General features: G+C 38.4%; 20 protein-coding genes and 1 tRNA gene. 10 read left to right on the forward strand and 11 right to left on the reverse strand.

The features are described 5' to 3' along the window. The 6 genes from QUE35_RS05600 to pulA all read right to left on the reverse strand — a co-directional run bounded on the left by QUE35_RS05600 (position 1) and on the right by pulA (position 6,243). A complete protein-coding gene (locus tag QUE35_RS05600) occupies positions 1-531 on the reverse strand; it encodes a gliding motility lipoprotein GldH (RefSeq protein WP_031258815.1) in 531 nt (176 codons plus the stop codon). After that, on the reverse strand, positions 470-1,747 hold the full coding sequence (locus QUE35_RS05605; protein ID WP_022602012.1) for a PSP1 domain-containing protein: 1,278 nt from the start codon (positions 1,745-1,747) through the stop codon (positions 470-472). The genes QUE35_RS05600 and QUE35_RS05605 overlap by 62 nt, the downstream gene beginning before the upstream one ends. Positions 1,748-1,855: 108 nt before the next feature. After that, a complete protein-coding gene (rny, locus tag QUE35_RS05610) occupies positions 1,856-3,397 on the reverse strand; it encodes a ribonuclease Y (RefSeq protein WP_022602014.1) in 1,542 nt (513 codons plus the stop codon). Between the two features lie 94 nt (positions 3,398-3,491). Then, positions 3,492-3,791, reverse strand: a complete 300-nt coding sequence (locus QUE35_RS05615) for a cell division protein ZapA (protein WP_009318822.1) — start codon at positions 3,789-3,791, stop codon at positions 3,492-3,494. A 5-nt stretch (positions 3,792-3,796) separates the two neighbouring features. Continuing rightward, positions 3,797-4,090, reverse strand: coding sequence for a coiled-coil domain-containing protein (locus tag QUE35_RS05620; RefSeq protein ID WP_022390893.1), 294 nt, complete (start codon positions 4,088-4,090; stop codon positions 3,797-3,799). A gap of 149 nt (positions 4,091-4,239) precedes the next feature. Then, positions 4,240-6,243, reverse strand: a complete 2,004-nt coding sequence (gene pulA / locus QUE35_RS05625; RefSeq protein WP_031258818.1) for a type I pullulanase — start codon at positions 6,241-6,243, stop codon at positions 4,240-4,242. Positions 6,244-6,375: 132 nt separating this feature from the next. Between pulA and QUE35_RS05630 the strand changes: the two genes are divergently transcribed. The 7 genes from QUE35_RS05630 (at position 6,376) to QUE35_RS05660 (ending at position 16,242) form a co-directional block, all read left to right on the forward strand. Then, a complete protein-coding gene (locus QUE35_RS05630) occupies positions 6,376-8,001 on the forward strand; it encodes a B12-binding domain-containing radical SAM protein (RefSeq protein WP_022602019.1) in 1,626 nt (541 codons plus the stop codon). 99 nt (positions 8,002-8,100) lie between these two features. Continuing rightward, the gene (locus QUE35_RS05635; protein ID WP_022602020.1) at positions 8,101-8,688 is read left to right on the forward strand and encodes a Crp/Fnr family transcriptional regulator; all 588 of its coding nucleotides are present in this window, start codon (positions 8,101-8,103) and stop codon (positions 8,686-8,688) included. A gap of 275 nt (positions 8,689-8,963) precedes the next feature. Further along, on the forward strand, positions 8,964-10,154 hold the full coding sequence (locus QUE35_RS05640) for an efflux RND transporter periplasmic adaptor subunit (protein WP_044261768.1): 1,191 nt from the start codon (positions 8,964-8,966) through the stop codon (positions 10,152-10,154). Between the two features lie 27 nt (positions 10,155-10,181). After that, positions 10,182-13,352: an efflux RND transporter permease subunit gene (locus QUE35_RS05645; protein ID WP_022602024.1), complete on the forward strand. Its 3,171-nt coding sequence runs from the start codon at positions 10,182-10,184 to the stop codon at positions 13,350-13,352. A gap of 25 nt (positions 13,353-13,377) precedes the next feature. Then, the gene (locus QUE35_RS05650) at positions 13,378-14,766 is read left to right on the forward strand and encodes a TolC family protein (protein WP_022602026.1); all 1,389 of its coding nucleotides are present in this window, start codon (positions 13,378-13,380) and stop codon (positions 14,764-14,766) included. 23 nt (positions 14,767-14,789) lie between these two features. After that, the gene (gene lpxA / locus QUE35_RS05655) at positions 14,790-15,569 is read left to right on the forward strand and encodes an acyl-ACP--UDP-N-acetylglucosamine O-acyltransferase (RefSeq protein ID WP_022602028.1); all 780 of its coding nucleotides are present in this window, start codon (positions 14,790-14,792) and stop codon (positions 15,567-15,569) included. 178 nt (positions 15,570-15,747) lie between these two features. Further along, entirely contained in the window at positions 15,748-16,242 is a 495-nt protein-coding gene (locus QUE35_RS05660) for a DUF4890 domain-containing protein (RefSeq protein ID WP_009318809.1), read from the forward strand. Positions 16,243-16,313: 71 nt separating this feature from the next. On the opposite strand, the gene QUE35_RS05665 is transcribed toward QUE35_RS05660, so the two are convergent. Beyond that, positions 16,314-16,775, reverse strand: coding sequence for a C-GCAxxG-C-C family protein (locus QUE35_RS05665; protein WP_009318808.1), 462 nt, complete (start codon positions 16,773-16,775; stop codon positions 16,314-16,316). Between the two features lie 14 nt (positions 16,776-16,789). Continuing rightward, entirely contained in the window at positions 16,790-17,452 is a 663-nt protein-coding gene (gene ung, locus QUE35_RS05670; RefSeq protein ID WP_031258821.1) for a uracil-DNA glycosylase, read from the reverse strand. 69 nt (positions 17,453-17,521) lie between these two features. Here ung and QUE35_RS05675 point away from each other — a divergent pair. Together QUE35_RS05675 and QUE35_RS05680 are read left to right on the forward strand one after the other, a co-directional pair. Next, positions 17,522-17,594: transfer RNA gene (locus QUE35_RS05675), tRNA-Arg, on the forward strand. Between the two features lie 69 nt (positions 17,595-17,663). Beyond that, positions 17,664-18,767 carry an acyltransferase family protein gene (locus QUE35_RS05680; RefSeq protein ID WP_022602035.1) on the forward strand — a complete coding sequence of 368 codons (1,104 nt, stop codon included), beginning with the start codon at positions 17,664-17,666 and terminating at the stop codon, positions 18,765-18,767. 22 nt (positions 18,768-18,789) lie between these two features. On the opposite strand, the gene QUE35_RS05685 is transcribed toward QUE35_RS05680, so the two are convergent. Beyond that, positions 18,790-19,785, reverse strand: coding sequence for a Gfo/Idh/MocA family protein (locus QUE35_RS05685; protein WP_022602037.1), 996 nt, complete (start codon positions 19,783-19,785; stop codon positions 18,790-18,792). After that, on the reverse strand, positions 19,785-21,185 hold the full coding sequence (locus QUE35_RS05690; RefSeq protein ID WP_009318804.1) for a C1 family peptidase: 1,401 nt from the start codon (positions 21,183-21,185) through the stop codon (positions 19,785-19,787). The genes QUE35_RS05685 and QUE35_RS05690 overlap by 1 nt, the downstream gene beginning before the upstream one ends. A gap of 227 nt (positions 21,186-21,412) precedes the next feature. Between QUE35_RS05690 and QUE35_RS05695 the strand changes: the two genes are divergently transcribed. Beyond that, positions 21,413-22,570, forward strand: coding sequence for an alkaline phosphatase (locus tag QUE35_RS05695; protein ID WP_022602039.1), 1,158 nt, complete (start codon positions 21,413-21,415; stop codon positions 22,568-22,570). Positions 22,571-23,171: 601 nt separating this feature from the next. Here QUE35_RS05695 and nqrF read toward each other — a convergent pair. Continuing rightward, positions 23,172-24,434, reverse strand: coding sequence for an NADH:ubiquinone reductase (Na(+)-transporting) subunit F (gene nqrF, locus QUE35_RS05700; protein WP_022602041.1), 1,263 nt, complete (start codon positions 24,432-24,434; stop codon positions 23,172-23,174). Positions 24,435-24,451 lie beyond the last annotated feature (17 nt).

The following is a 24,451-nucleotide window of genomic DNA, read 5'->3' on the forward strand; positions in this document are numbered from 1 at the left end:
TCATTCTCCAGCAACGGATGTTGCGGGAGTTATTTTTATGCCGACTTCCGTAATTCCGGGAATTACATCATCACGCATTCCCTGTTGAACAGAAATAGAATACCTTCCCTTACGGGGGAAATTAAAATCGGTCTTATAAGAAATCGTCTGCTGGTAGGAAGCTCCCCAACCCGAACCAAACCATTTCCCATACTCATCGGCCAAGACACAATTCAACGTATCGGTAAACTCCTCTCCTGTTTCAGCTTCACAGGTAATAAAAAGCCACAAGTTTCTATAATTGTAATCGCTGGTATAACGCAAAGACAAATCTATGTCATAGGTACTTATCGTATCTTCAATTACCGGAGAAAAACGCTCTATCACACGCTTATCCCATCCCCGTTCGGGAATGTGATTAAACGTATGATACACGTCCTTTGTGTTACAAGAAAAAAACAGTATCGGCAGACAGAATAACAGTATCACCTTACTCAGGTGTACTTCCCGTCCGGTTGTTGCTATTGTTTTTTCCATTATTGTTGTTCCCATTTCGGTTATTATTTCCACGAACTCCGTTTTGAGAAGAAGCAGTCTCCTGTCCGGTTGTCGCTCCGGAAGCCTCGTTTCCGTTATTCCTCTTAAAACCCGGTTTCTTTCGACGGCGATTCTGCCCGTTTCCGCCATTATTACCCGACCGCTTTTTACTCTTGTCAAAACGGGTCAGACTATCTTGCCCCACTACATCCTCAAAATCTTTTTTTACCGGTTCTTGGTCGTCCAGAACTTCAAGTTTATCGGGCTTTATACCTTTTTTATTCAACGCAATGACCTCAAAAACCCGGGAAGCATCTACAGTTACCAGATTTGCGGCTATCTCCTTACTTGTCGAATAGGTCATTTGCCGTTTGAATATATCGGTTTTAAAATGATAATAGGTATTGTCCTTCGTTTCGAGAGCAACTTCCCGGGACGGTAATTTTTTTTGTCCTTCGACATAAGCATCGACCTCAAAATTCAAACAACATTTCAGCTTGGCACACTGTCCCGCCAATTTTTGAGGATTCAACGATATATCCTGATAGCGGGCCGCACTTGTCGCCACCGATACAAAATTAGTCATCCAAGAAGAACAACAAAGTTGGCGTCCGCAAGGACCTATTCCCCCGATGCGTCCGGCTTCTTGCCGAGCTCCTATCTGTTTCATCTCGATACGTACCCGAAAAGCCTCGGCCAACACTTTTATCAATTGACGGAAATCGACACGATCATCTGCAATGTAATAGAAAATAGCCTTATTCCCATCTCCCTGATATTCTACATCACCAATTTTCATATCCAGATTCAAGTCTTCAGCAATCTTACGGGCACGCAACATCGTGTCATGTTCTCGGGATTTGGCCTCTTCATATTTTTCCAAATCGTTCGGTTTGGCCTTACGATAAACCCTTTTCAAATCGGGATTATCCAATTTTACCCCATTTTTTTTCATCTGTAACAAAACAAGACGCCCGGTTAAAGTCACCTCTCCGATATCATGACCCGGATTCCCCTCGACAGCCACCATATCTCCTTTTTCAAGATGAATATGGGTGGAATTTTTATAATATCCTTTACGCGTATTCTTAAACTGTACCTCCACCATCTCCGTCTCACTATGAGACTCCGGCAGATCAGACAGCCAATCATAGCACTCAAGCTTATTCGCCCTACATCTTTTTTTCGATATCGGGGTATTCTCGTTATTATTATCTGACGTGTTATTCATATAATCTGTTTTATCAAAAAAAGCTACAGTCAGCACTCAGAATCATAGATTTTGGTGAAGCCTGCAGCCCTAAATATTTATTTGTCGCAGATAAGCCGATCTCTCGTCCTATTTGGCAAAGCTTACCGCACGGGTTTCACGGATAACCGTAATCTTCACCTGTCCCGGATAGGTCATTTCATCTTGAATGCGCTTTGCGATTTCGGTCGACAGGTTTTCCGTTTCAGTATCATCGATCTTATCAGCTCCGACAATTACACGCAACTCACGCCCGGCCTGTATCGCATATGTTTTCAGAACTCCCGGATATGAAAGGGCTAACTGTTCCAAATCATTAAGACGTTTAATATATGCTTCTACAATCTCCCGACGTGCTCCCGGACGTGCTCCCGATATCGCATCACAAACCTGAACGATCGGAGCAAGCAAGCTTGCCATTTCCGTTTCATCATGATGAGCTCCTATCGCATTGCAAATATCGGACTTCTCTTTATATTTTTCCGCTAATTTCATACCCAATAAAGCATGCGGTAATTCCGGTTCTTCATCGGGTACTTTTCCGATGTCGTGCAAAAGGCCTGCACGTTTCGCCTTCTTAGGATTTAACCCTAATTCCGAAGCCATTATAGCACAAAGATTTGCTGTTTCCCGAGAGTGTTGCAACAGATTTTGTCCGTAAGAAGAACGATATTTCATTTTCCCCACTAATCTGATCAATTCGGGATGTAACCCGTGAATACCTAAATCTATAGCCGTACGTTTTCCGGTCTCGATAATTTCCTCCTCGATTTGCTTTCTTACTTTCGCAACTACTTCTTCGATACGGGCAGGATGAATGCGTCCGTCCGTTACCAACTGATGCAATGCCAAACGAGCAATCTCACGACGAACAGGGTCGAACGCTGACAAAACAATCGCCTCGGGAGTATCATCCACAATTATTTCTACACCTGTTGCGGCCTCTAATGCCCGAATATTACGGCCTTCACGACCGATAATACGGCCCTTTATTTCATCTGAATCGATATGGAACACCGTCACCGAATTTTCTATCGCCGTCTCTGTCGCCACTCTCTGAATGCTTTGTATTACAATTCGTTTCGCCTCTTTATTTGCAGTCAGTTTGGCTTCATCCATAATATCATTAATATAAGATGCCGCCTGCGTCTTCGCCTCTTCTTTTAACGATTCGATAAGCTTTTCTTTCGCTTCTTCTGCCGAAAGTCCCGAAAGATGTTCCAAACGTTCAACCTCGGCCTTATGCAAACGTTCCAATTCGGCTTTTTTCTTCTCTACAATTTCTATTTGTGTGTCCAGATTGGCACGTATTGCATCAGACTCAGCTTTCTTTCGTTGCAACTCCTGCTGTTGTTGATTAAGTTGCAGCTCCCGTTGCTTTGCTTTGGCTTCTGCAGACTGCAATTTCGCATTACGTGCATTTGCCTGTTTTTCCATATCTGCCTTCAGATGCAGAAACTTTTCTTTTACTTCAAGCAATTTATTCTTTTTAATTACTTCAGCTTCCTTTGCGGCTTCTTCTATAATCGATTGTGCTCGTGTCTTCAACAAGGTCTTTCCTATTACAAAAACCACTGTCGCACCTACCAGCAAACAAACGAGTCCCGTAATCACCAATGATATAATTTCCATTTGTTCTTATTTAATTATTAAAAAAATGCACCACATCAAAGGCAAAAAATGCCCTGTTGCAGTGCAGGAATATATGTCTCTTAAAAAATAAAATCTACTTCTGGTTCAAATAGCTATCCAACTCTTCATCTATTTCCCGAACAATTCCGGTAAAAATCTCAACATCCCGTGTCTCCCTCAGCCTTAGATATGCATGAGATAAATCAATAGCCGTCATCGCTAAAAAATCATATATCGATTTCGATTTATCTTTGCCAAACTGCTCTCTATAAGTAGCCAGCTTTTTATTTACCAATGCAGCCGCTTGTCTCACAATCTCCTCATCTTCTCTCCTAATATTCAGAGGGTACTTGCGCCCGGCTATTTCTAAGTGAATTTTAAATTTATCGTTCATAGCATCTATTCATTTAATAAAGAGATGCATTTATCGATTTCCCGCACCAATTTACCAAACCTGTTCCGTGCTGCTTTAATATCGCTCTCACCGAGAGCCAGCCCTCTTGCAGTCAGTAAATCCTGATATTTGATACTCATCTCATCCAAATCCCTCTGCAAGGTTGCAATTGTGCTTTTCTGTTCTTCAATGCGTTTTTCCAATTCCTCTTTTTCGCGCTTCAGAACATTACAACGTCTCATCAACTCTTGTATATGAGCCCGCAAAGTATCCAGTACCCGCTTCGGATTGTCCGCCATTTTATATCAAATTCTATACAAATATAGAGATTCTGATCGAATATTGAAATATATCCGTAGTTATTTTTAATGATATATATGATTTTATTCCGATCCGATTTTATTTTTTGGATCGGAATAAAACAATTAATAGATTATAATTCAAGCATTTATCTTTTTAATATAACTGCCGAAGAACGAGGCAAATTTATTTTATTTCCGGAGATTGAGGATATTCCGGCCTCATCGATCTTTCCATCTAAACAAACAATTGTCCAATTCCCGTCCGGAATAGAAATTTCTTGAAGAGAATTATTGCCATTAAAAGCGACAAATATTTCGCTCCAAATATCCCCTGCAGCTTTCCCATTCAACCGATAAGCTATAACATTTTCCGGCAAATGTTCTTCAAAATGTAAATTTGACTGTATATCGGTTGTCGTAACCATACGAAATGCAGAATGTTTTTTTCGAAGAGCGATCAATTTTTTATAATAATCGAACAAATCATAATATATCGATTTATTTGCCCAATTAATTTGGTTGATAGAATCTGGAGATTCAAAAGAATTATGTACCAGTTTTTTACTTCTAAAAACCTCTTCCCCGTTAAACATAAACGGAATCCCTTGAGACGTAAATATAATAGTCTGCGCTAATTTATCATATCGAAGCAAATCAGACTCGGAAGTATTTTTCGGTACAGAAACAATAAGTTTATCGACCAGACACAGATCATCATGACTCGACACATAATTTATAGATTGCGACGGATACAAAGCATACGGCGATGTAGAATAATTTATCTGACTATAATCGATTTGGGGATGCTGAGTAGCAGCAACAATACCGAATTTTACACTTTCTTCCAACCCTGATTTTCCCGTAGCAAACCCTCGATTTTCATCTTTCTTAAAACTACCTTTCACTGCATCACGCACATCATCATTAAACACAGCAATGCCCGGCATTTGAGGTGCATTTGTCTTCATTGCCCGTAGCTCCTGAGGATAAGGAGATGGTCCGGCAGTCCAACCTTCACCGTAAACAAAAATGGAAGGATCAATTCGATTTAAAGAATCCCTGAGCATGTTCATCGTTTCCAGATCATGAATTCCCATCAGATCAAAACGGAAACCATCGATATGGTACTCTTTTACCCAATACAGAGCAGATTGAACGATATATCGGCGTACCATTTCTCTTTCTGATGCCGTTTCGTTTCCACAATACGAAGCATCCGAATAAGTGCCGTCAGGATTATGCCGGTAATAATAACCGGGGACCGTCAAGTTAAAATTCGAACCGTCAGTCACGTAAGTATGATTATATACTACATCCATAATTACCCGAATACCATTTTTATGTAAAACCTGTATCATCTGCTTCATCTCACGGATACGGGTTTCGGGCTTATAAGGATCTGTCGAATAAGATCCTTCAGGCACATTATAATTTTTAGGATCATACCCCCAATTATATTTATTTTCATATAACTTTGTTTCATCGATAGAACCGAAATCAAAAGAGGGTAAAAGGTGAACATGTGTAATACCCAGTTCTTTTAAATGATCTATTCCCGTTTTCAAACCTTCAGGGTTCACAGTTCCCCGCTCGGTGAGAGCAAGAAACTTACCCTTATTTTTAATACCGGATGTCGAATCGATCGAGAAATCCCGATAATGCATCTCATATAAAATAATATCCGTGAAGTTTTTTAACGGTGGCCGTATATCTTTATCCCAACCTTCAGGATTTGTATCTTGCATGCGTATAATTGCCCCTCTGTTGCCATTCACCCCGACAGCCTTTGCCCAAATTCCGGGAGTCTCGGAAAGCCATTTTTCATCTTTTAATATCCGGTAAGTATAATATTTGCCATAAAGCTCCTCAGAGACAACCGCTCTAAACACTCCTGTATCAACATCTTTATCCATAGTGATTATTCTCTCAGGATCTCCATTCTCTCCATTATCATATATCCTAATCTGGACAGCTTCTGCTGTAGGAGTCCATAATACAAAACATGTTTTGCCATCTGCTACGGTTACCCCCAAATCATCCCCCACATAAGCCGGATAATCTTCATAACTCTTATAAGCAGATTGTCGGTGATTACAACTGCTAATTACGAACATAAAAATCGCAAATAAAGAAAACGTGAACCACTTCATTGACCTACCAATTAATTTAAGAACACAGATCCATACTTTTATCTATAAAATCTTTAACGTTATAACATATTATCCAATGAAATAGTTTAGCTATTTATATCTTTGCAATCTATTAAAAAATTATCATGCAATATGAAAATTCTCTGGATAGATTTAAACAGTTCTTACGCTCATGCTTCTCTGGCATTACCAGCAATTCATGCACAAATAAAGGGTAACCCGGATATCGAATGGGAAATCGTATCTTGCACTATCAATGAGAATATAGGCATGATCGTAAAGAACGCTGCAAAATGCAAACCCGATATTATTGCAGCGACCGCATGGTTATTTAACAAAGAAATATTATTGCATATTATTTGCAGACTTAAAGCTTTACTGCCTGATAGCAAAGTCATATTGGGCGGACCTGAATTTTTAGGAAATAACAAAGATTTTTTACTTTCAACACCATTTGTCGATTGTGTATTTCGAGGTGAAGGAGAAGAAAACGTCCCACTTTGGCTACAAATATGGGATAAACCTGAAAAATGGAATATGATAGAGGGGATTTGTTTTCTCGATTCTCAAAAACAGTATATAGATAAGGGAATAGCCCGCGTACAATATTTCGAAAAACTGATTCCCCCCGAAGAAAGTAAATTCTTTAATTGGGAAAAACCGTTCGTACAATTAGAAACTACCCGAGGCTGTTTCAACACTTGCGCCTTCTGCGTAAGCGGAGGGGAAAAACCCGTACGCACTATCAATACAGAACAAATCCGAAAGAGATTGCAAATAATACAACAGCATAAAATAAAAAACGTCAGGATACTGGACAGGACTTTTAATTATAACAACAAACGTGCTTTGGAATTATTGAAGCTTTTCCGGGAATTTTCGGGAATTCGATTCCACCTCGAAATTCATCCGGCATTACTGACCAACGAACTGAAAACCGCATTAGCAGATATGCCGACAGGTTGTTTACACCTTGAAGCCGGAATACAGAGTTTACATGAAAATGTACTTATGCAAAGCCGACGATCAGGAGATTTACAACGCTCTCTCGAAGGATTGAGATATTTATGTTCTTTAACCAACATGGAAACACATGCCGATCTAATAGCCGGACTTCCGCTATATAAATTAGAACAAATATTCGAGGATATCCATGTCCTCGCCCATTTCGGAGCCGGAGAAATTCAACTCGAATCATTAAAAGTCCTACCCGGGACAGAAATGCGAAAAAGAGCTGAAGAATGGGGTATCCGCTATTCTCCTTATCCTCCATACGAAGTATTGGAAACGAATGAAATAACCGCCGAAGAATTACAATACGCAAGACAATTATCCCGGTTACTCGACGGTTACTACAACACTCCTGTCTGGCAAAAGATCACACGCCAATTAATATTATCAGAATCCGGATTTTTAAAAAGCTTTTTGAACTTTCTTATCGCTTCCGATGTAATAGACAAGCCTTTAAGTATAGAGAAAAGAGGTCTGCTCCTTTACGATTTCTGTAAACAGGTATATCCCGAATATACCGTCCACGTATCTGTTGCATGGATTATTGCCGGACTTTCCTTAAAAAAAGCTCCTGCGGAAAAAGTCATGACAAAACATCAAAATCCCCCGTCTTCATGGAATATTTTACAAGGGAAATATAAAGATTCCCTAAAACTTTGCCGCTTACCTCACAAAACGGGTAATTATTGGTTCGGATTCGAACTTGAAACACAAACTCATGTACCGGTCTTTATCGCCGAAAATTAAAGTATTACAGATTTTTATATTATATACGTTTTTAAGAAGAACTTACATTCTTTACCGTTTATATTCTTTATATTTGCGGACAATTAATAAATACAGCACATGGAGTTAAAATACAACAACATCGATTATCTAAATAAATCGATTTCAGTTTTACCCCAAGAAGACAAAGAGAAATTAAAATCTATATTATCGGAAAATTTCTACAAAAAAGGAGAAATTATCAGCAGTGTAAAAGAGATCGAAGAGCATATATATATTATCTCTCAAGGCGGCGCTAGAGTTTTTTATCTTAAAGACGGGAAAGAAATTACTTTTTCATTCGCTTTTGATCAAGACTTGGTCCTTTGTCTCAATTCGCAAATCAATAAGCCCGAACTGCCTAAAATCATCGAGTTCCTCGAAGATTCTCATGTAATAACCATAAATATCAATTTATTTTCACAGCCCTTAAAAATAAGAGATATTACAACAGCACAACGTATAAACCGCATTCTGCTCGATTACAGCTATTTCCTGGAAGAAAGAATCATTAATTTACAATGCAGAAGCGCCCGCGAAAGGTATGAATGGGTCGTGACGCGTTACCCTCGTTTATTACAACGAGCTACATTAGGACAAATTGCCTCGTTCTTAGGAATCACCCAAGAAACGATCAGTAGAATACGTTCTGAAAAATACCCGCTTTGATCAAACTTAGTTGATATGTTAATTTCCAAAGGATAAAATTGTTAATTTAACACAGCATTTAACGAGATTTACAATCTCAAAAGAATTATTTTTGACATATATCAAAACACAATTCCTTTTATCACGGTACATTTGTACCCAAATTTAGATTGTTTGAATTTCTAAGGTATAGAAGATTGGTAAATTTTCGTAGGGAAGTCGATTCCGTAACGGCAAGATACATTCTATTCCTTCTTTAAAAAATAGGTATTAGATATATCAATATTAAGACAAATATGAAAATTCGGAAAGCTATGATTATTCAATCACAACGAGTAATTTTATCGACAGCAATATGCTTGTCACTTTTTTCATGCGGTAAACAACAACAAAGTGGGTTTAACATGGTAAAAGAATACCCAGTCACCACTTTACAACCGGAATCAGTAGAACTGAATACTTCCTATCCGGCAACAATCAAAGGTCGTCAAGATATAGAAATCAGACCTAATGTCAGCGGATTCATTACACAACTTTGTGTAGATGAAGGTGCAACTGTTCACAAAGGACAACTTCTATTCGTTATAGATCCTGTCCAATATGAAGAAGCAGTTAAAGTTGCCGAAGCAGCAGTTAAAGTTGCTGAAGCTAATGTAGCCACGGCCCAACTAACAGCAGACAACAAAGCGGAACTGGCAAAAAAGAACATTATCAGCGATTATGACAAACAGATGGCATTCAATACTTTGGCTACTCAAAAAGCAGCATTGGCACAAGCAAAAGCCCAATTAATCAATGCCAAACAAAATTTATCATATACTAAGGTAATCAGTCCGTCCAACGGTGTTGTCGGCACAATTCCCCTACGTGTAGGAAGTTTGGTAAGCCCCAGTTCGGCAACTCCATTAACAACCGTTTCCGATAACTCTGAGATGTTTGCCTATTTCTCATTAAACGAAAAGCAGATTCTCGAATTGGCACGCGAACATGGAGCAAACAATCTGGTACAAAATCTTCCGGAAGTTCAACTAAAATTATCAGATGGAACTTTATATAATAAAAAAGGAAAAATCGCCACAATCAGCGGAATTATAGATCAGTCAACAGGGACTTCCAACTTGCGTGCAGCATTCCCAAACCCCGACCAGTTACTTCGTAGCGGAAATACAGGAGATATACTTGTTCCGATAAAGCTTGATTCAGCCATTTTAGTTCCTCAAGCCGCGACATACGAAATGCAAGATAAACGATTTGTATATATCGTACAAGATGATTCTACCGTAAAAAATACGGAAATAAAAATCCTAAATGTAGATGACGGGAAAAACTTTGTAGTAACGTCAGGACTAAAAGCTGGAGACAGAATTGTTCTTGAAGGTGCAGGTACCCTGAAAGACGGTGCTCAAATAAAACCGATCTCACCTGAAGAAGCTGCAGCCAAACTGAAAGCGATGACACAAACACAAGCTGCCGGAAAAAATAAATAATAAATTCATAAACAGTATAATAAAGATATGAAGCTAGATAGATTTATAAACCGCCCTGTGCTTTCGACGGTTATTTCCATTTTGATAGTCATTTTGGGAATATTAGGGTTGGTATCCTTACCTATTACACAGTATCCGGATATCGCCCCCCCTACCGTACGTGTATCTGCAACTTATACCGGAGCTAATGCCCAAACTGTATTGAATAGTGTAATCGCACCTCTGGAAGAACAGATAAACGGGGTAGAGAATATGATGTATATGACCTCAACGGCATCTAATAACGGAGAAGCAAGCATCGAGGTCTATTTCAATCAGGGAACAGATCCGGATATGGCTGCCGTAAACGTACAAAACCGCGTTACTAAAGCTCAAGGGTTCTTGCCGTCAGAAGTTACCCAAATCGGTGTGACGACACAGAAACGCCAAACCAGTATGTTATTGGGATTTGCTATTTATAGTACAGATGATCGATATGATATAAAATTTCTCGAAAACTATGCAAACATTAATATCATACCTGAAGTAAAACGTATTCCCGGTGTCGGAGATGCAATGGTGATGGGTGCAGACTATTCCATGCGTATCTGGTTGAAACCAGATGTTATGGCACAATATAAATTGATGCCTACCGACGTATCCGCTGCTTTAGCAGAACAAAATATCGAAGCTGCACCAGGTCAATTCGGCGAAAACGGAAATCAGTCGTTCCAATATGTCATGCGATATAAAGGACGTTTACAAACCGAAGAAGAGTTTGGAGACATTGTTATCAAAGCTACTGAAAACGGAGAAATTCTACGATTAAAGGACATTGCTACAATTGAACTTGGACGATTAACATACGGGTTTGACAACAAAGTCAACGGACATAATGGTGTTACCACCATCATATTCCAAACAGCAGGATCGAATGCAACCCAAATCATCAAAGATATAGAAGCATATCTTGCTCAAGCGGAAAAACAATTCCCGTCAGGAATAAAAACTGAAGTCTTATTAAATGCCAATGACTTCCTTTTCGCCTCTATCGAGGAGGTTATCAAAACATTAGTCGAAGCATTTATTCTCGTATTCTTCGTAGTATATATATTCTTACAAGACTTCCGTTCTACATTGATCCCAGCTATCGCTATCCCGGTAGCCCTCATCGGTACATTCTTTGCTTTGTACCTGATCGGATTTAGTTTGAACTTGTTGACTCTATGTGCTATGGTACTTGCCATTGCGATAGTCGTCGATGATGCAATAGTCGTCGTCGAGGGCGTCCATGCGAAACTTGACCAGGGATATAAATCATCCCGTAAAGCTTCCATCGATGCCATGAGTGAATTAGGTGGTGCTATCGTTTCTATTACATTGGTAATGATGTCCGTATTTATCCCTGTAAGTTTCATGGGAGGTACATCCGGTACATTCTATCGCCAATTCGGATTGACTATGGCTATAGCCATTGGGTTCTCAGCTATCAATGCATTGACTCTTAGTCCGGCATTATGTGCTTTGTTTTTGAAACCTCATCAGAAAGAAGGAGAAAAGAAAATGAGTTTAATAGACCGTTTTCACACTTCTTTCAACACGGCATATGACATCGTACTCAAAAAATACAAACGCCAGACATCGTTCTTTATAAATCATAAATGGCTATCTATAGGGACGGTAGTCCTTAGCGTTATAGTATTAGTTTTCTTGATGAGATCAACCCCGACAGGACTAGTACCCAACGAAGATACAGGAACAATCTTTGCTATGGTATCTATGCCTCCCGGAACATCTATGGAACGTACTGATGCCATGATGCAAAAAGTTGACAGCATGATCGCTGCTATCCCGGCCGTAAAAGGACGAACTCAAATTACGGGATATAACTTTGTTGCTGGACAAGGTAATTCTTACGGATCTATCATCGTCAAACTAAAAGATTGGAAAGAGCGTAGCTCGGAAGAAAGTTCGGACAATATCATTAAAATGCTATATGGGAAGTCTGCCCAAATATTTAATGAAGGACAGATTCTTTTCTTCGCACCTCCTATGATTCCGGGTTACGGAGTAAGTAGCGGTTTCGAACTCAACTTACAGGATAAAACCGGAGGAGATTTGAACGATTTCTTTGAAGTCGCTCAAAATTTCTTAGCAAAGCTGAATGCCCGTCCGGAAATTGCGGCAGCACAAACAGCATTTAGTCCGGTATTCCCCCAATACATGATCGATATTGATGCGGCAAAATGTAAGCAAGCCGGCATCAGTCCGAGAGATATTCTCACTACATTACAAGGATATTATGGAGGTTTGTATTCTTCAAACTTCAACCGTTTCGGTAAACTATACCGTGTTATGATCCAAGCCGATCCGCAAAGCCGCATCAGCCCGGAAACACTAAACAGTATTAAAGTACGCAATGGTAATGAGATGGCTCCGATCACTCAATTCGTAACATTAAAGAAAGTATACGGTCCGGATAATATCACACGTTTCAACATGTACACTTCTATGAAAGTAAACGGGTCTCCTGTTCCCGGAGTCAGCTCAGGAGATGCAATCAAAGTTATAGAAGAAGTAGCCGCAGAAACATTGCCTGTCGGATACGGATACGAATTCTCTGGTATAACGAGGGAAGAACAAAGCACAGGAGCCAATACGACTGTAATAATCTTTGCTTTATGTCTTGTTTTCGTATATCTGCTATTGAGTGCCCAATATGAAAGTTATATTCTTCCGTTGGCAGTAATACTTTCCATACCGTTCGGTTTAGCGGGAAGTTTTATTTTCGCCCAAATAATGAGTGTAGAAAACAATATTTATCTGCAAATCGCTTTAATCATGTTGGTCGGATTGTTGGCAAAGAATGCTATTCTTATCGTTGAATTTGCTCTTGACCGTAGAAAAACAGGTATGAGTATCGTCGATTCTGCGATACAAGGAGCAGCAGCCCGTTTACGTCCTATTCTTATGACCTCCTTGGCAATGGTTATAGGGCTTCTTCCTATGATGTTCGCTCACGGTGTAGGTGCAAATGGAAACAGTACGCTGGGAACAGGAGCTGTAGGCGGTATGTTCATCGGTATGGTTTGTCAGATCTTTATCGTACCTGCTCTTTTCGTTATATTTGAAATAATACAGGAAAAATTCAAACCTATCGAATGGCACGATACGGATAACAGCGAGATCGAGGCAGAGATTGAACAATATACCAAATAAAGGTTTTCACATTAAAGAAAAGAAAATGAAGAAACAAATAATTTTATATACTGTATGTCTGGCAGCCATGATGAGTAGCTGTCACATATATAAATCCTATGATCGTCCTGAAGTGGACACACAAGGGTTGTATCGAGATCCGGTATCAGATAACGATACTCTCGCTTCGGATACGACCAACATGGGCAACTTACCTTGGGAACAAGTCTTCACCGATCCCCAATTACAAGCTCTCATCCGATTAGGTTTAGAGCAAAATACTGATCTACAAAGTGCAATACAAAATGTAAAAGCAGCCGAAGCCGGACTTATGTCGGCACGGCTGGCTTATGCTCCTTCTCTTGCAATTGCACCACAAGGAGGAGTCAGCCATTTAGAAGGATCTAAAAGAAGCTGGACTTATACGCTCCCTATATCTGCAAGCTGGGAGGTCGACTTGTTCGGGAAACTTCTTAATTCAAAGCGAGGTGCCAAAGTAGCTTTATTACAAAGTAAAGCTTACAAACAGGCTGTACAAACGCAGGTAATAGCAACAATCGCAAACTGCTACTACACATTACTGATGTTGGACAAACAATTGGCTATAACTGAAGAAACTTCTATCATCTGGGATAAAAGTATCGAGACCATGCGGTCGATGAAAGAAGCCGGAATGGTCAATGAGGCGGCAATCGTACAGAGCGAAGCTAACAGTTATATGATTAAAGCCTCAATACCTGATTTGAAACAACAAATCAGAGAAACAGAAAATTCCCTTTCTCTCGTTCTTAAAGAAGCTCCGCAAAAAATCAAAAGAGGGACATTAGAAGAACAAAAACTTCCCGAAGTACTTAATTCCGGAGTTCCTATACAATTATTAGCTAATCGTCCAGACGTAAAAGCTGCAGAAATGTCTTTGGCCGGAGCTTATTACAGTACAAATCAAGCGCGATCGGCTTTCTATCCACAAATATCTATAACAGGAACGTTAGGATGGACAAATAGTGTCACAGGGATGCCGATTTTCGATGTCCCCAAAATGATCATGTCTGCTCTTGGAACTTTGACTCAACCTTTATTTTATCGGGGCGCTAACTTAGCAAAACTGAAAACAGCTAAAGCGCAACAAGAGATAGCTGCTCTCAATTTCCAGCAATCCATACTAAATGCAGGAAGTGAAGTCAGCAATGCCCTTTATCAATATCAAGCAGCTAACGAGAAGACCATCCAACGGGAAAAACAGATAAATTCCTTAGAAAAATCGGTCGAATATACACAACAATTGCTAACTTTAGGGACTTCTACTTATCTAGAAGTTCTTACGGCACAGCAATCATTGTTAAGCGCCCAATTATCCGGAATATCGGATGAGTTCCAACGCATACAAGCTGTCGTAAATTTATACCACGCCTTAGGTGGAGGACGAACAGAATAAATTAACCCTAAATTCCATGTAATATGATTAGTCCATTAGCTTATATCGATTCAAGCGCAAAAATCGGGAAAAATGTCACTATTCATCCGTTTGCGTACATCGATAAAAATGTAGAAATCGGTGACAATTGTACGATTATGCCTTATGCCAGCATTCTGGACGGGACTCGTATGGGAAATAACAATATCGTTTACCAAGCTGCAATCGTCGGAGCTGCACCACAAGATTTCAAATTTAAAGGTGATGAAACTCTTTTGATCATCGGAGACAATAATACAATTCGGGAAAAAGTCATTATCAACCGTGCAACAAATAAAGGAGATAGTACTGTTATTGGTAATGGAAACTTCCTACTAGAAGGTGTACATATCGCCCATGATACCTATATCGGGAATGACTGTATCTTAGGAAATGGTACTAAAACCGCAGGAAATTGCAAACTCGATGATAAAGCAATATTAGGAAGCGGTGTTATTCTGAAACACGGATGCCATGTAGGTAGCTGGTCACTTTTACGGGACGGTTGCCGTGCCAACAAAGATGTACCTCCTTTTATTGTCGCTGCTCACAATCCGATTACTTATTATGGAATCAATGCGGTATTGATGTCTAAAGCCGGAGGATTTAAGGACAATATAGTAGATGATATTGCGAAAGCATATCGTCAAATATACCAATGCGGCACAAGCCTCGAGAATGCACTTCTCAGAATCAAGGAATTGATTCCTGAAAGTCCGGCAATCAAATATTTGATCAATTTCATTGAAAGTTCCGATAAAGGAATTATCGGTATCACAATTTGATTCTGTTAAAAACAAGTGATAAAGGAAAAGCGGAGAATAAAATTTATTCTCCGCTTTTCTTTATCATATAAAAAACAAACAAGCATTTTATCTATAAAAAAGCTGTCTACATCTATTTATGTTGTCGAAACACTTAAAGAGAAATATTTTCACGGACGAACACAAAACATATAATAAGATGAACCACAAAATTCTATTTACCTTATTCGGATTGTTTTGCTGTAATATCATAACCGATATTGCAGCTCAAACATTTGAAAAAAGAGGCTTTCCACAAGAACGACTATCACCTGAATTAACAGCCAGGAAAAAGACTGAACAGATGGACAAACTTCTGCAACTGTCGGAAAAACAATTCAAAAAAATATTCAAACTAAATTTGAAAGAGGCAAAATCGATCGATGTCCAACGAAAAAACAGACAAGGAATAATGCCTCCTCCTATGCCTGACAGAAATCAGGATAAATTTCCCGATCGTCCCCCTATGAGAAATTTTTTTAATGAAGTACCGATGCGACCCCATCCCCAACCGCTACAGAATCCTGAGAAACTGAAAAAAGAGACTCGGAAAAGAGAGAAAAAGCTTAAAAAGATACTAACCGAAGAACAATATAATACATGGAAAGAGTATCAAAAATCAATACAAGACTATAAGCATCATAATAATCTATAATAATAAAAATGCACCAAGGGCAATAATGTAACTTTATAACTCCTGGTGCATTTATTCTCTAATTATATCTACTATTCACTCTTCAATTTTTCCCCGACAATACGCGCTGCAACTGCCACATAATCGGCACAAGGACGACGCTTATAATACGCTTCCGTGCGATCTGAAGGCTCAGGATCATCCTGTTTTTGAACTAAACCCAACAACTCCCGACAAACAATCGATCCGTTTTTCTTCCTGAACTCAGCAGCCAGTTCCTGAACTGCAGTATAATTACGGGTCTTTGCAGGCTTATCATTCGGATCATTCGCAGGATATTTAAGACCGATTATCATAAAAGATGCCGAAACAGCACCGCAAACCTCTCTCAGACGTCCCATACCTCCACCCAATGGAGCTAACAATGTAGCAGCCAAAGTATCTTCGATAGCAAAAAGATCATTGTAAGCGAGAAAAACCGATTGAGAACAATTATACCCGCTCTTAAAAAGATCTACGGCCTTCTGCACCCTTTCTTCTATATTTATATCCATCTCTCCCATTTTTATTACCATTGAATAGGCTCTATTCCATGCTCTTTTAGGTATGCATTTGCCTTACTAAAATGCCCATTACCGAAAAAGCCTCTATGCGCAGACAAAGGAGACGGGTGAGGAGATTTTAAAACCAAATGCTTCGAACGATCGATAAAATCCCCTTTACGTTGTGCATATGATCCCCACAAAATAAAGACAAGGTGTTCTCGCTCTTCTGCCAATCGATGAATAACGGCATCCGTAAACTGCTCCCAACCCTTATTCTGATGAGAGCCTGCTTGATGTGCTCTCACTGTTAACGTTGCATTTAAAAGCAAAACACCTTGATCAGCCCAACGAGTCAAATCTCCGCTTTTGGGCATAGGAATACCAAGATCAGACTCAATCTCTTTAAAAATATTGAGAAGAGAAGGCGGAAAAGGAATACCATCGTTCACCGAAAAACATAACCCATGCGCCTGACGCGGTTCATGATAAGGATCTTGCCCTAAAATAACAACTTTTACCTTATCAAAAGGACAGATATCAAAAGCTCTGAACATTTGATTTCCAGGAGGATATACAGTTGAAGTTCTATACTCGCGACGAACAAAATCAGTAAGTTGCTCGAAGTACGGTTTATCAAATTCATTCTGTAACCGGTCTTTCCAACTTTTCTCTATACGAACATCCATAGGCATTAAAAACTTTTCGTGAAAACTTTTTGCAAAGCTACAAATATTTCTTACTTTTGCCACGCATTTGGCCCCGTAGTTTAGTGAATAGAACGTCAGATTCCGGTTCTGAAGGTCACAGGTTTGAGTCCTGTCGGGGTCACTTCTATTAAAAGCATGAAAAAACAGTTTTTCATGCTTTTCTTTTCTTAGCCTTTATAACAAATTACAAATGCTTATTTCTCCTATATCATACAACGACACGAATCGATTCAAAGGAATGGCTATTCTTTTGATTGTTTTACATAACTTTTATCATGTATTACCCCAAGCCCCTATTGAAAATGAATTTTTTTTCAACATCGAAAATACCAATTATTACCTTAAATCCGTTATAGATTCCTTTTCACCGATAAACATCACTTCCCTTTTCACCGACTTTTTTTCTTTTTTCGGACATTACGGAGTCGCTTTATTTATATTTCTCAGCGGATATGGATTAACGATAAAATATTCGTCTAAAGAATTTTCCAATATAGAGAAAATACATTTCATCTGGAAAAGAATATTACGTTTCTGGAAGGTCATAATACCGCTAATACCGCTCTCTGTACTCGTCAAAATGATAAAATATGGGAATGGCCTATGGGAAACGCTGACCGATCACATCGGAGAATATTTATCCATTATAACATTCACACAAACATTGATTCCCGGTAAAGAATTTGTCGTTAGCGGTCCATGGTGGTTTTTCGGAGCTATACTCCAATTATATATTATATATATTTTCTTATTACATAAAAAAAGTAACCGGTTTCTGCTTATAATAAGTTTATCGGCATTGTTTATACAAGCAATAACTATATTTTGGGGATGGGAAAATATTTTATTCCGCTTACGATACAATAGCATAGGATGGTTACCGATATTCTGTTTAGGCATTTATTATGCTAAAAAACCCGTTACTACATGCAAACCTTCAATTCCCATTATATTAATGATACTATTTTTATGTAGTAATGTCAATGCGTATTTTTGGTTATTTTCATCTCTTTTGTTCCCTTTAGCATTCATTCCCCTTTTCCGAAACTTTCCGATCAAATCATTTTGGGAATTTATGGGTAAAATATCTTTTTACCTGTTTGCTATCCATTCGTTTATACGAGGAGCTTTTTTCGGCCTAATTGGTGAAGAAAAAATCGTAGAACAAAATCTAGGAGTACCAATCGGAATCTTATATTTGTTGACAAGTATTTTAATCGCATATATCTTTCAGCAACTTCTCAACCGTATTTATACTTATTGTCAAACGATAATAGTACAGAAAAAACAATAGTCCCGATCTTTTAATCAGGACATCATTTTCCTTTTAAAATCCAATCCATCACCCTAGCGGTACGTGCTCCGCTTTCATCTGTCGAAGGAGAACTACCGACTCCCCTTAATTCATCTACAACTTTCTGAATCAAAGGTTGTTCGATATGCTCCGGAAGAATAAACTCAAAAACTTTGGCACCAGAATCTGTTTCTAACCGTATAGGTGCAAAAGAAAATGTTGCAAAAACAATTTTCCCTTTCGTACCGATGATTTCTACTATATCCCGTTCCATATTCGAGGCAACGGCAAAGCACCAATGCCCTGAACCTATTATTCCCGACTTAAAATAAAAAGAAGCAGAAAAAGTATCTTTCACATCATAAAAACCGGCAAGATTAGCGGAGAAACCTTTTGCATCCACAATCTCCCCCAAAAGAAAATCGAGAATATCGAACGTATGAGGAGCCAGATCATAAAAATATCCTTCACCTGCAATTTGCCGATCTACTCGCCAAGAGTGTTTATCCGGAATGAGATCCGACTCTAACGGAGTCTTATTAAGAGAAACTGTAACCAAAAGAATATCCCCGATAGCTTGCTTTTCTAATAAAGACTTTATTTGAATAAAATATGGTAATGCACGACGATAAAACGCAGGAAAAAGCTTTTGTCCGGTTTCTCGAGCGACCACGATCATTTCACGGCATTCTTCATAACTCATCGCCATCGGTTTCTCCACATACACGGGCTTGCCTGCACGCATTGCCTTTATAGAATATTCTTTATGCGTATTCGGCGGTGTAGCGACATATATCGCATCTATATCCGGATCAGAAATTATATCCTGAACATCGGTATAATATTTCTGAACATGATGCCTGAGAGCAAAATCCTTGACCTTTACAGCATCCCGCCTCATTACAGCGTTCAGCTCAGAATGCTCTATTTTATAAAATGCCGGTCCGCTTTTCTTTTCACAGACATCTCCACAACCTATAATTCCCCAACGAATCGTATCCATATTCACACAGTTCATTACTTTTCTGGAGCAAACATCGGATCCCAAGCCGGTAAACGTACCGGAGTTTGACTCAAAATATTCAATATTTTCTTAGGAACATATTTTTTTTCTACAACAAGGCGGAACATATACTCATCAAACCAACGATCAGTCATTATCAAATGTCCTTTATATCCATTAGTTGCCCCCCAACTATTTTCCAATAACCATTTTATCGGGTTCCCCGAATCATCCAGATCTACGGCAACTAAAGTCATCGCATGTGAAGAGCCGCTCGCAAAAGATTGCACACGCTGTTTTTTATTCATTCCGAAAGTAGTACCCATCAATGATTCATAATCATAATTATTCAAATCCAAAGTTCCTTTATCCCGATTTAAAAACTTTGTCACATCACAAGAAAAATACATTGCCGTACTATCTTTTATAGATGCTATCGCCATTTTCTTTATATCTTCTACTGGAAGATTTACATATCTCCAATTATAACCATCATACATGTGACGGTCATAATCTATTTCATACAACTTATAATATTCCCGTGTCGGGTCATTCATTAACATAACATAACCGTTTGTCAAATCTTTTCCTATATATTCATTATAAAATGACTTCGGCGTATATTGTTTAGTCTCCACCGGTTTTCCATTTATATCTTTTCTTGTCCAAGTAAACTCAAGCGGCGGTTCTCCGAGATTTAACACTAACATTCGATACATAGTGCCCAACATCTCAGTTTTTATTCTTTTTATATCCTCCATATCTGTCTGAACAGGTAATTCACGAAGTTGCAAACCATATTCCCGTAATTTAAGTTTCAGCAGAGAAGCCATTTGCGAAGTATTATTGCTGGCAAATGTTTCATTCATAACTTCTTTCGGAACAACTCCATATTTACCTATAATATCAGATATTCCGGTAAACTGTCCTCCATCACTCAACGGATTCTTAAACAACCATTCGACCATTTGATCAGACATCGGCTTCTGACGTGTATCGATAACTCCTTGAAGAAACAAATTAGCCTTCTCCAACTGATCGTAAAAAAAATTATAATTCTGGGAAAACTCAAATTCCGGTAATTTATATTTATCTATCATCTTCGCCCGAAATACATTCAATCCGGTAAATAGCCAACACCGCCCCGATGCTTTTTGATCAGTAACTCCACGGGAATATACCCGATCAGAAAAATATCCATCTATAACATCCTTCTGATCCGCACTTACAGCCAACTTCTGTATGCTATTAGCATTTAATGCATTACGTATAGCCTTGTCTGCCGATGTATTTTTATAAGCGTTTTTTATTCCTTGCATCATTGCATCATCTATACCTCCGGAAATCTGAGCAAAAGCGGTCTCGGCTATTACCGAAACACCGACTAATAGAGAAAAGAATATTTTTCGGTTCATGAATCTATCTTAATTTACCAATCTTTTAAATAAGTACACAAATATAACAAAAGATAAGATATTATATTCTTTTTTCTAACACATAACCAACGATTCTCCAACGTTGTGAATGTATAATTTAATCCATTTGTAGTAAATAATTAACAGCGCGTTAATAACAAACTTGGTTTTTACTTATTAACTTTGCTTACATCAAAATTAAAATAAACACTTTTAGTTAATCCATTATGAAAAACAAAATTTTCTCTTTTTTATTTGTCTTTTTTTGTGTAACCGTAGCTTTCTCACAAAATAAAGAAAAGACAAAAGCTCCTTCTTCATACCAAAATACGGAATTTCACACAGATTATAAACCCAATTATAAAAATGACGGTTTAAATAAACCTGTTAAAAATGTAATTTTACTGATAGGAGACGGTATGGGATTAGCTCAAACCTCGGCCGGAATGTATGCAAATCACAATACATTGACAATCTCTAATTTAAAAAACATCGGTTTAATAAAAACATTCTCTCTCAATGATTTCATTACCGATTCTGCAGCTGCAGGAACAGCATACGCAACAGGCAAAAAAACTAAAAATGGATGTATAGGTGTAGATTCTTTAGGCAATAAGTTACCGAACATGACAGAAATTTTGTCCCCTCTCGGATACGCAACAGGAATCGTAACTACCGATAAAATAACAGGTGCTACGCCATCGGCATTTTACGCACATCAGATCAAGCGAAATATGACTAAAGAGATATTAGAAGATTTGGTCAATACTAAAGCATTATTTATTGCCGGAAGCAGTGTAAAAGATTTTGAAAAAAACAATCCAGAGAAATTAGACGCACTAAAAAAGAAAAATTTTAAGGTGTTGCATGATTACAAAAATCTACCCTTATCGATGGAGGCAGAAAAAATTGCCTTGATATGTGATGAGATGAATGCCAAATTTATCAGCGAAGGCCGTGACCCGAACTATCTTAAAGAAACAACGGCCCAAGCCATCAAATTTTTATCTAACAAATCAAAAAAGGGATTTTTTCTGATGGTAGAGGGAGCACAAATCGATTGGGCAAGTCATAATAATGTTATTGAAAATGTGGTTCGAGAAGTTCTAGATTTTGATAAAGCTGTAGAAGAAGCTTTAAAGTTCGCCGATAAAAATGGAGAAACTTTAGTTATCATTACAGCAGATCATGAAACCGGTGGCATGTCTTTAAGTAATGGAAACATAGAAAAAGGATATATTAAAGCTCACTTCGCAACCAGCGGACATAGTCCTATTATGGTTCCGGTATATGCATACGGGCCACAAGCTCAATTATTCAGAGGAGTACAGGACAATACTGAGATTTTTTCTAAAATATTATCTGCATTACAAGTGAAAAAATAGTCTTCGACAAGGCATATCTTCTTAAAGTCAATTTAAATTTTTTAATAAGAAAAACGTTATTGGATTATTCTTGCGTTTTCTTACAGCCTATAACAATGTTGTTGACGGTTATCAGTAAGTTCTCTTATTGAAAGGGGCAGGAGTGTCATTTAGTTGCAATACTGTTAATACAATTTTCGAATCTATTGGCATAAGTTCAATACCATCAACACTCCCTTTTTATCCCTTATCGAAAAGAGAACTGAGTATTCACATGGATTTTTCTCAAACTTTGTCCGTGTAGCTCTTAAACTGCCCTTAATAAGAGGCCATTCCCTCTGCTCTTTGTTTCTTAACATACAATTTGCAAGTCTTTAATAAAATATCATTCAATAAACCTGAGGTTATTTCTTTTTTCTATCAAAGCATAAGGATAATTTCACACCTTTTACTTTTAAACTATAAATAACAAAAAGGGGCTTTCCGACTTTTTAAATAATTCTTTTGTCTATCATATTTATTATTCCCCTATTCGGTCAAAATTCGAATTTAACAACCATAAAACAAACACAAAAAAATACCCGAAGCAAACCTCCGGGTATCTGATATATTTCATTTACAATTACGCACCAAAATCATCATACATCAACATTTCTCGAGGAACTCCTAAGTCCCATAACATTTTTTTCACAGCATTAGCCATAGGTCCAGGACCACACATGTAATATTCAATATCTTCAGGAGCATCATGATCTTTCAAATAATGATCATAAATAACCTGATGAATAAAACCGGTATACCCTGTCCAATTGTCTTCAGGCTGAGGGTCGGACAAAGCGATATGGAAAGAGAAGTTCGGGAAATCGCGTTCGATAGCTCTAAAATCTTCTTCATAGAAAATCTCACGGCGAGAACGAGCTCCATACCAATATGATATCTTACGATCCGTTGTCTTCAATGTCTTAAACAGATGCAGCAAATGCGAACGCAATGGCGCCATACCAGCTCCTCCACCTATATACAACATTTCTCTCTTTGTATTCAAAATATGAAATTCGCCATAAGGTCCTGAAACCGTAACTTTATCTCCGGGTTTACGCGAAAAGATGTAAGAAGAACAGATACCCGGTTTAATACCAGCCGCCCATGTCCCGGTATTTCGATCGAACGGCGGTGTCGCAATACGAATATTCAGCATAACGATATTTCCTTCTGCCGGATGATTCGCCATAGAATAAGCCCGATAAGTTTCCTCATCATTTTTACAAACTAATCCCCACATCTTAAATTTATCCCATTCATCACGATATTTGTCATCAATATCCATATCCGCAAACTTAATATCGTATTTAGGAACATCAATCTGAATATAACTACCGGGCTGAAAATTCAATGTTTCTCCTTCAGGCAGACGAACGACAAACTCCTTAATAAAGGATGCCACATTGTTATTCGAAACGACTTCACATTCCCATTTCTTAATACCCAATATTGATTGCGGTATTTTTATTTCCAAATCATTTTTCACTTTTACTTGACATGCCAAGCGATAATGATCTTTAATCTGTTTTCGGGTAAAAAAGCCCACCTCTGTAGGAAGAATTTCGCCACCGCCTTCTTCTACCTGACAGCGACACATGCCACAACTTCCACCACCGCCGCAAGCAGAAGGTAAAAATATCTTATTCGCAGCCAAAGAAGATAACAGCGTAGAACCGGCAGAAGTAATCACCTCCCGCTCCCCGTTAATACGTATCTTCAATTCTCCGGAAGGAGTCAACTTAGCTTTGGCAAGCAATAATATTGCAACAAGCAAAAGAGTCAATATTAAAAAGATTACAACTGCTGCCAATATAGTGAGATTACTCATCATTAATTCGATCATCGTTTATAATTTTAGAA

Source organism: Coprobacter fastidiosus (genome assembly GCF_030296935.1).
Classification (GTDB): domain Bacteria; phylum Bacteroidota; class Bacteroidia; order Bacteroidales; family Coprobacteraceae; genus Coprobacter; species Coprobacter fastidiosus.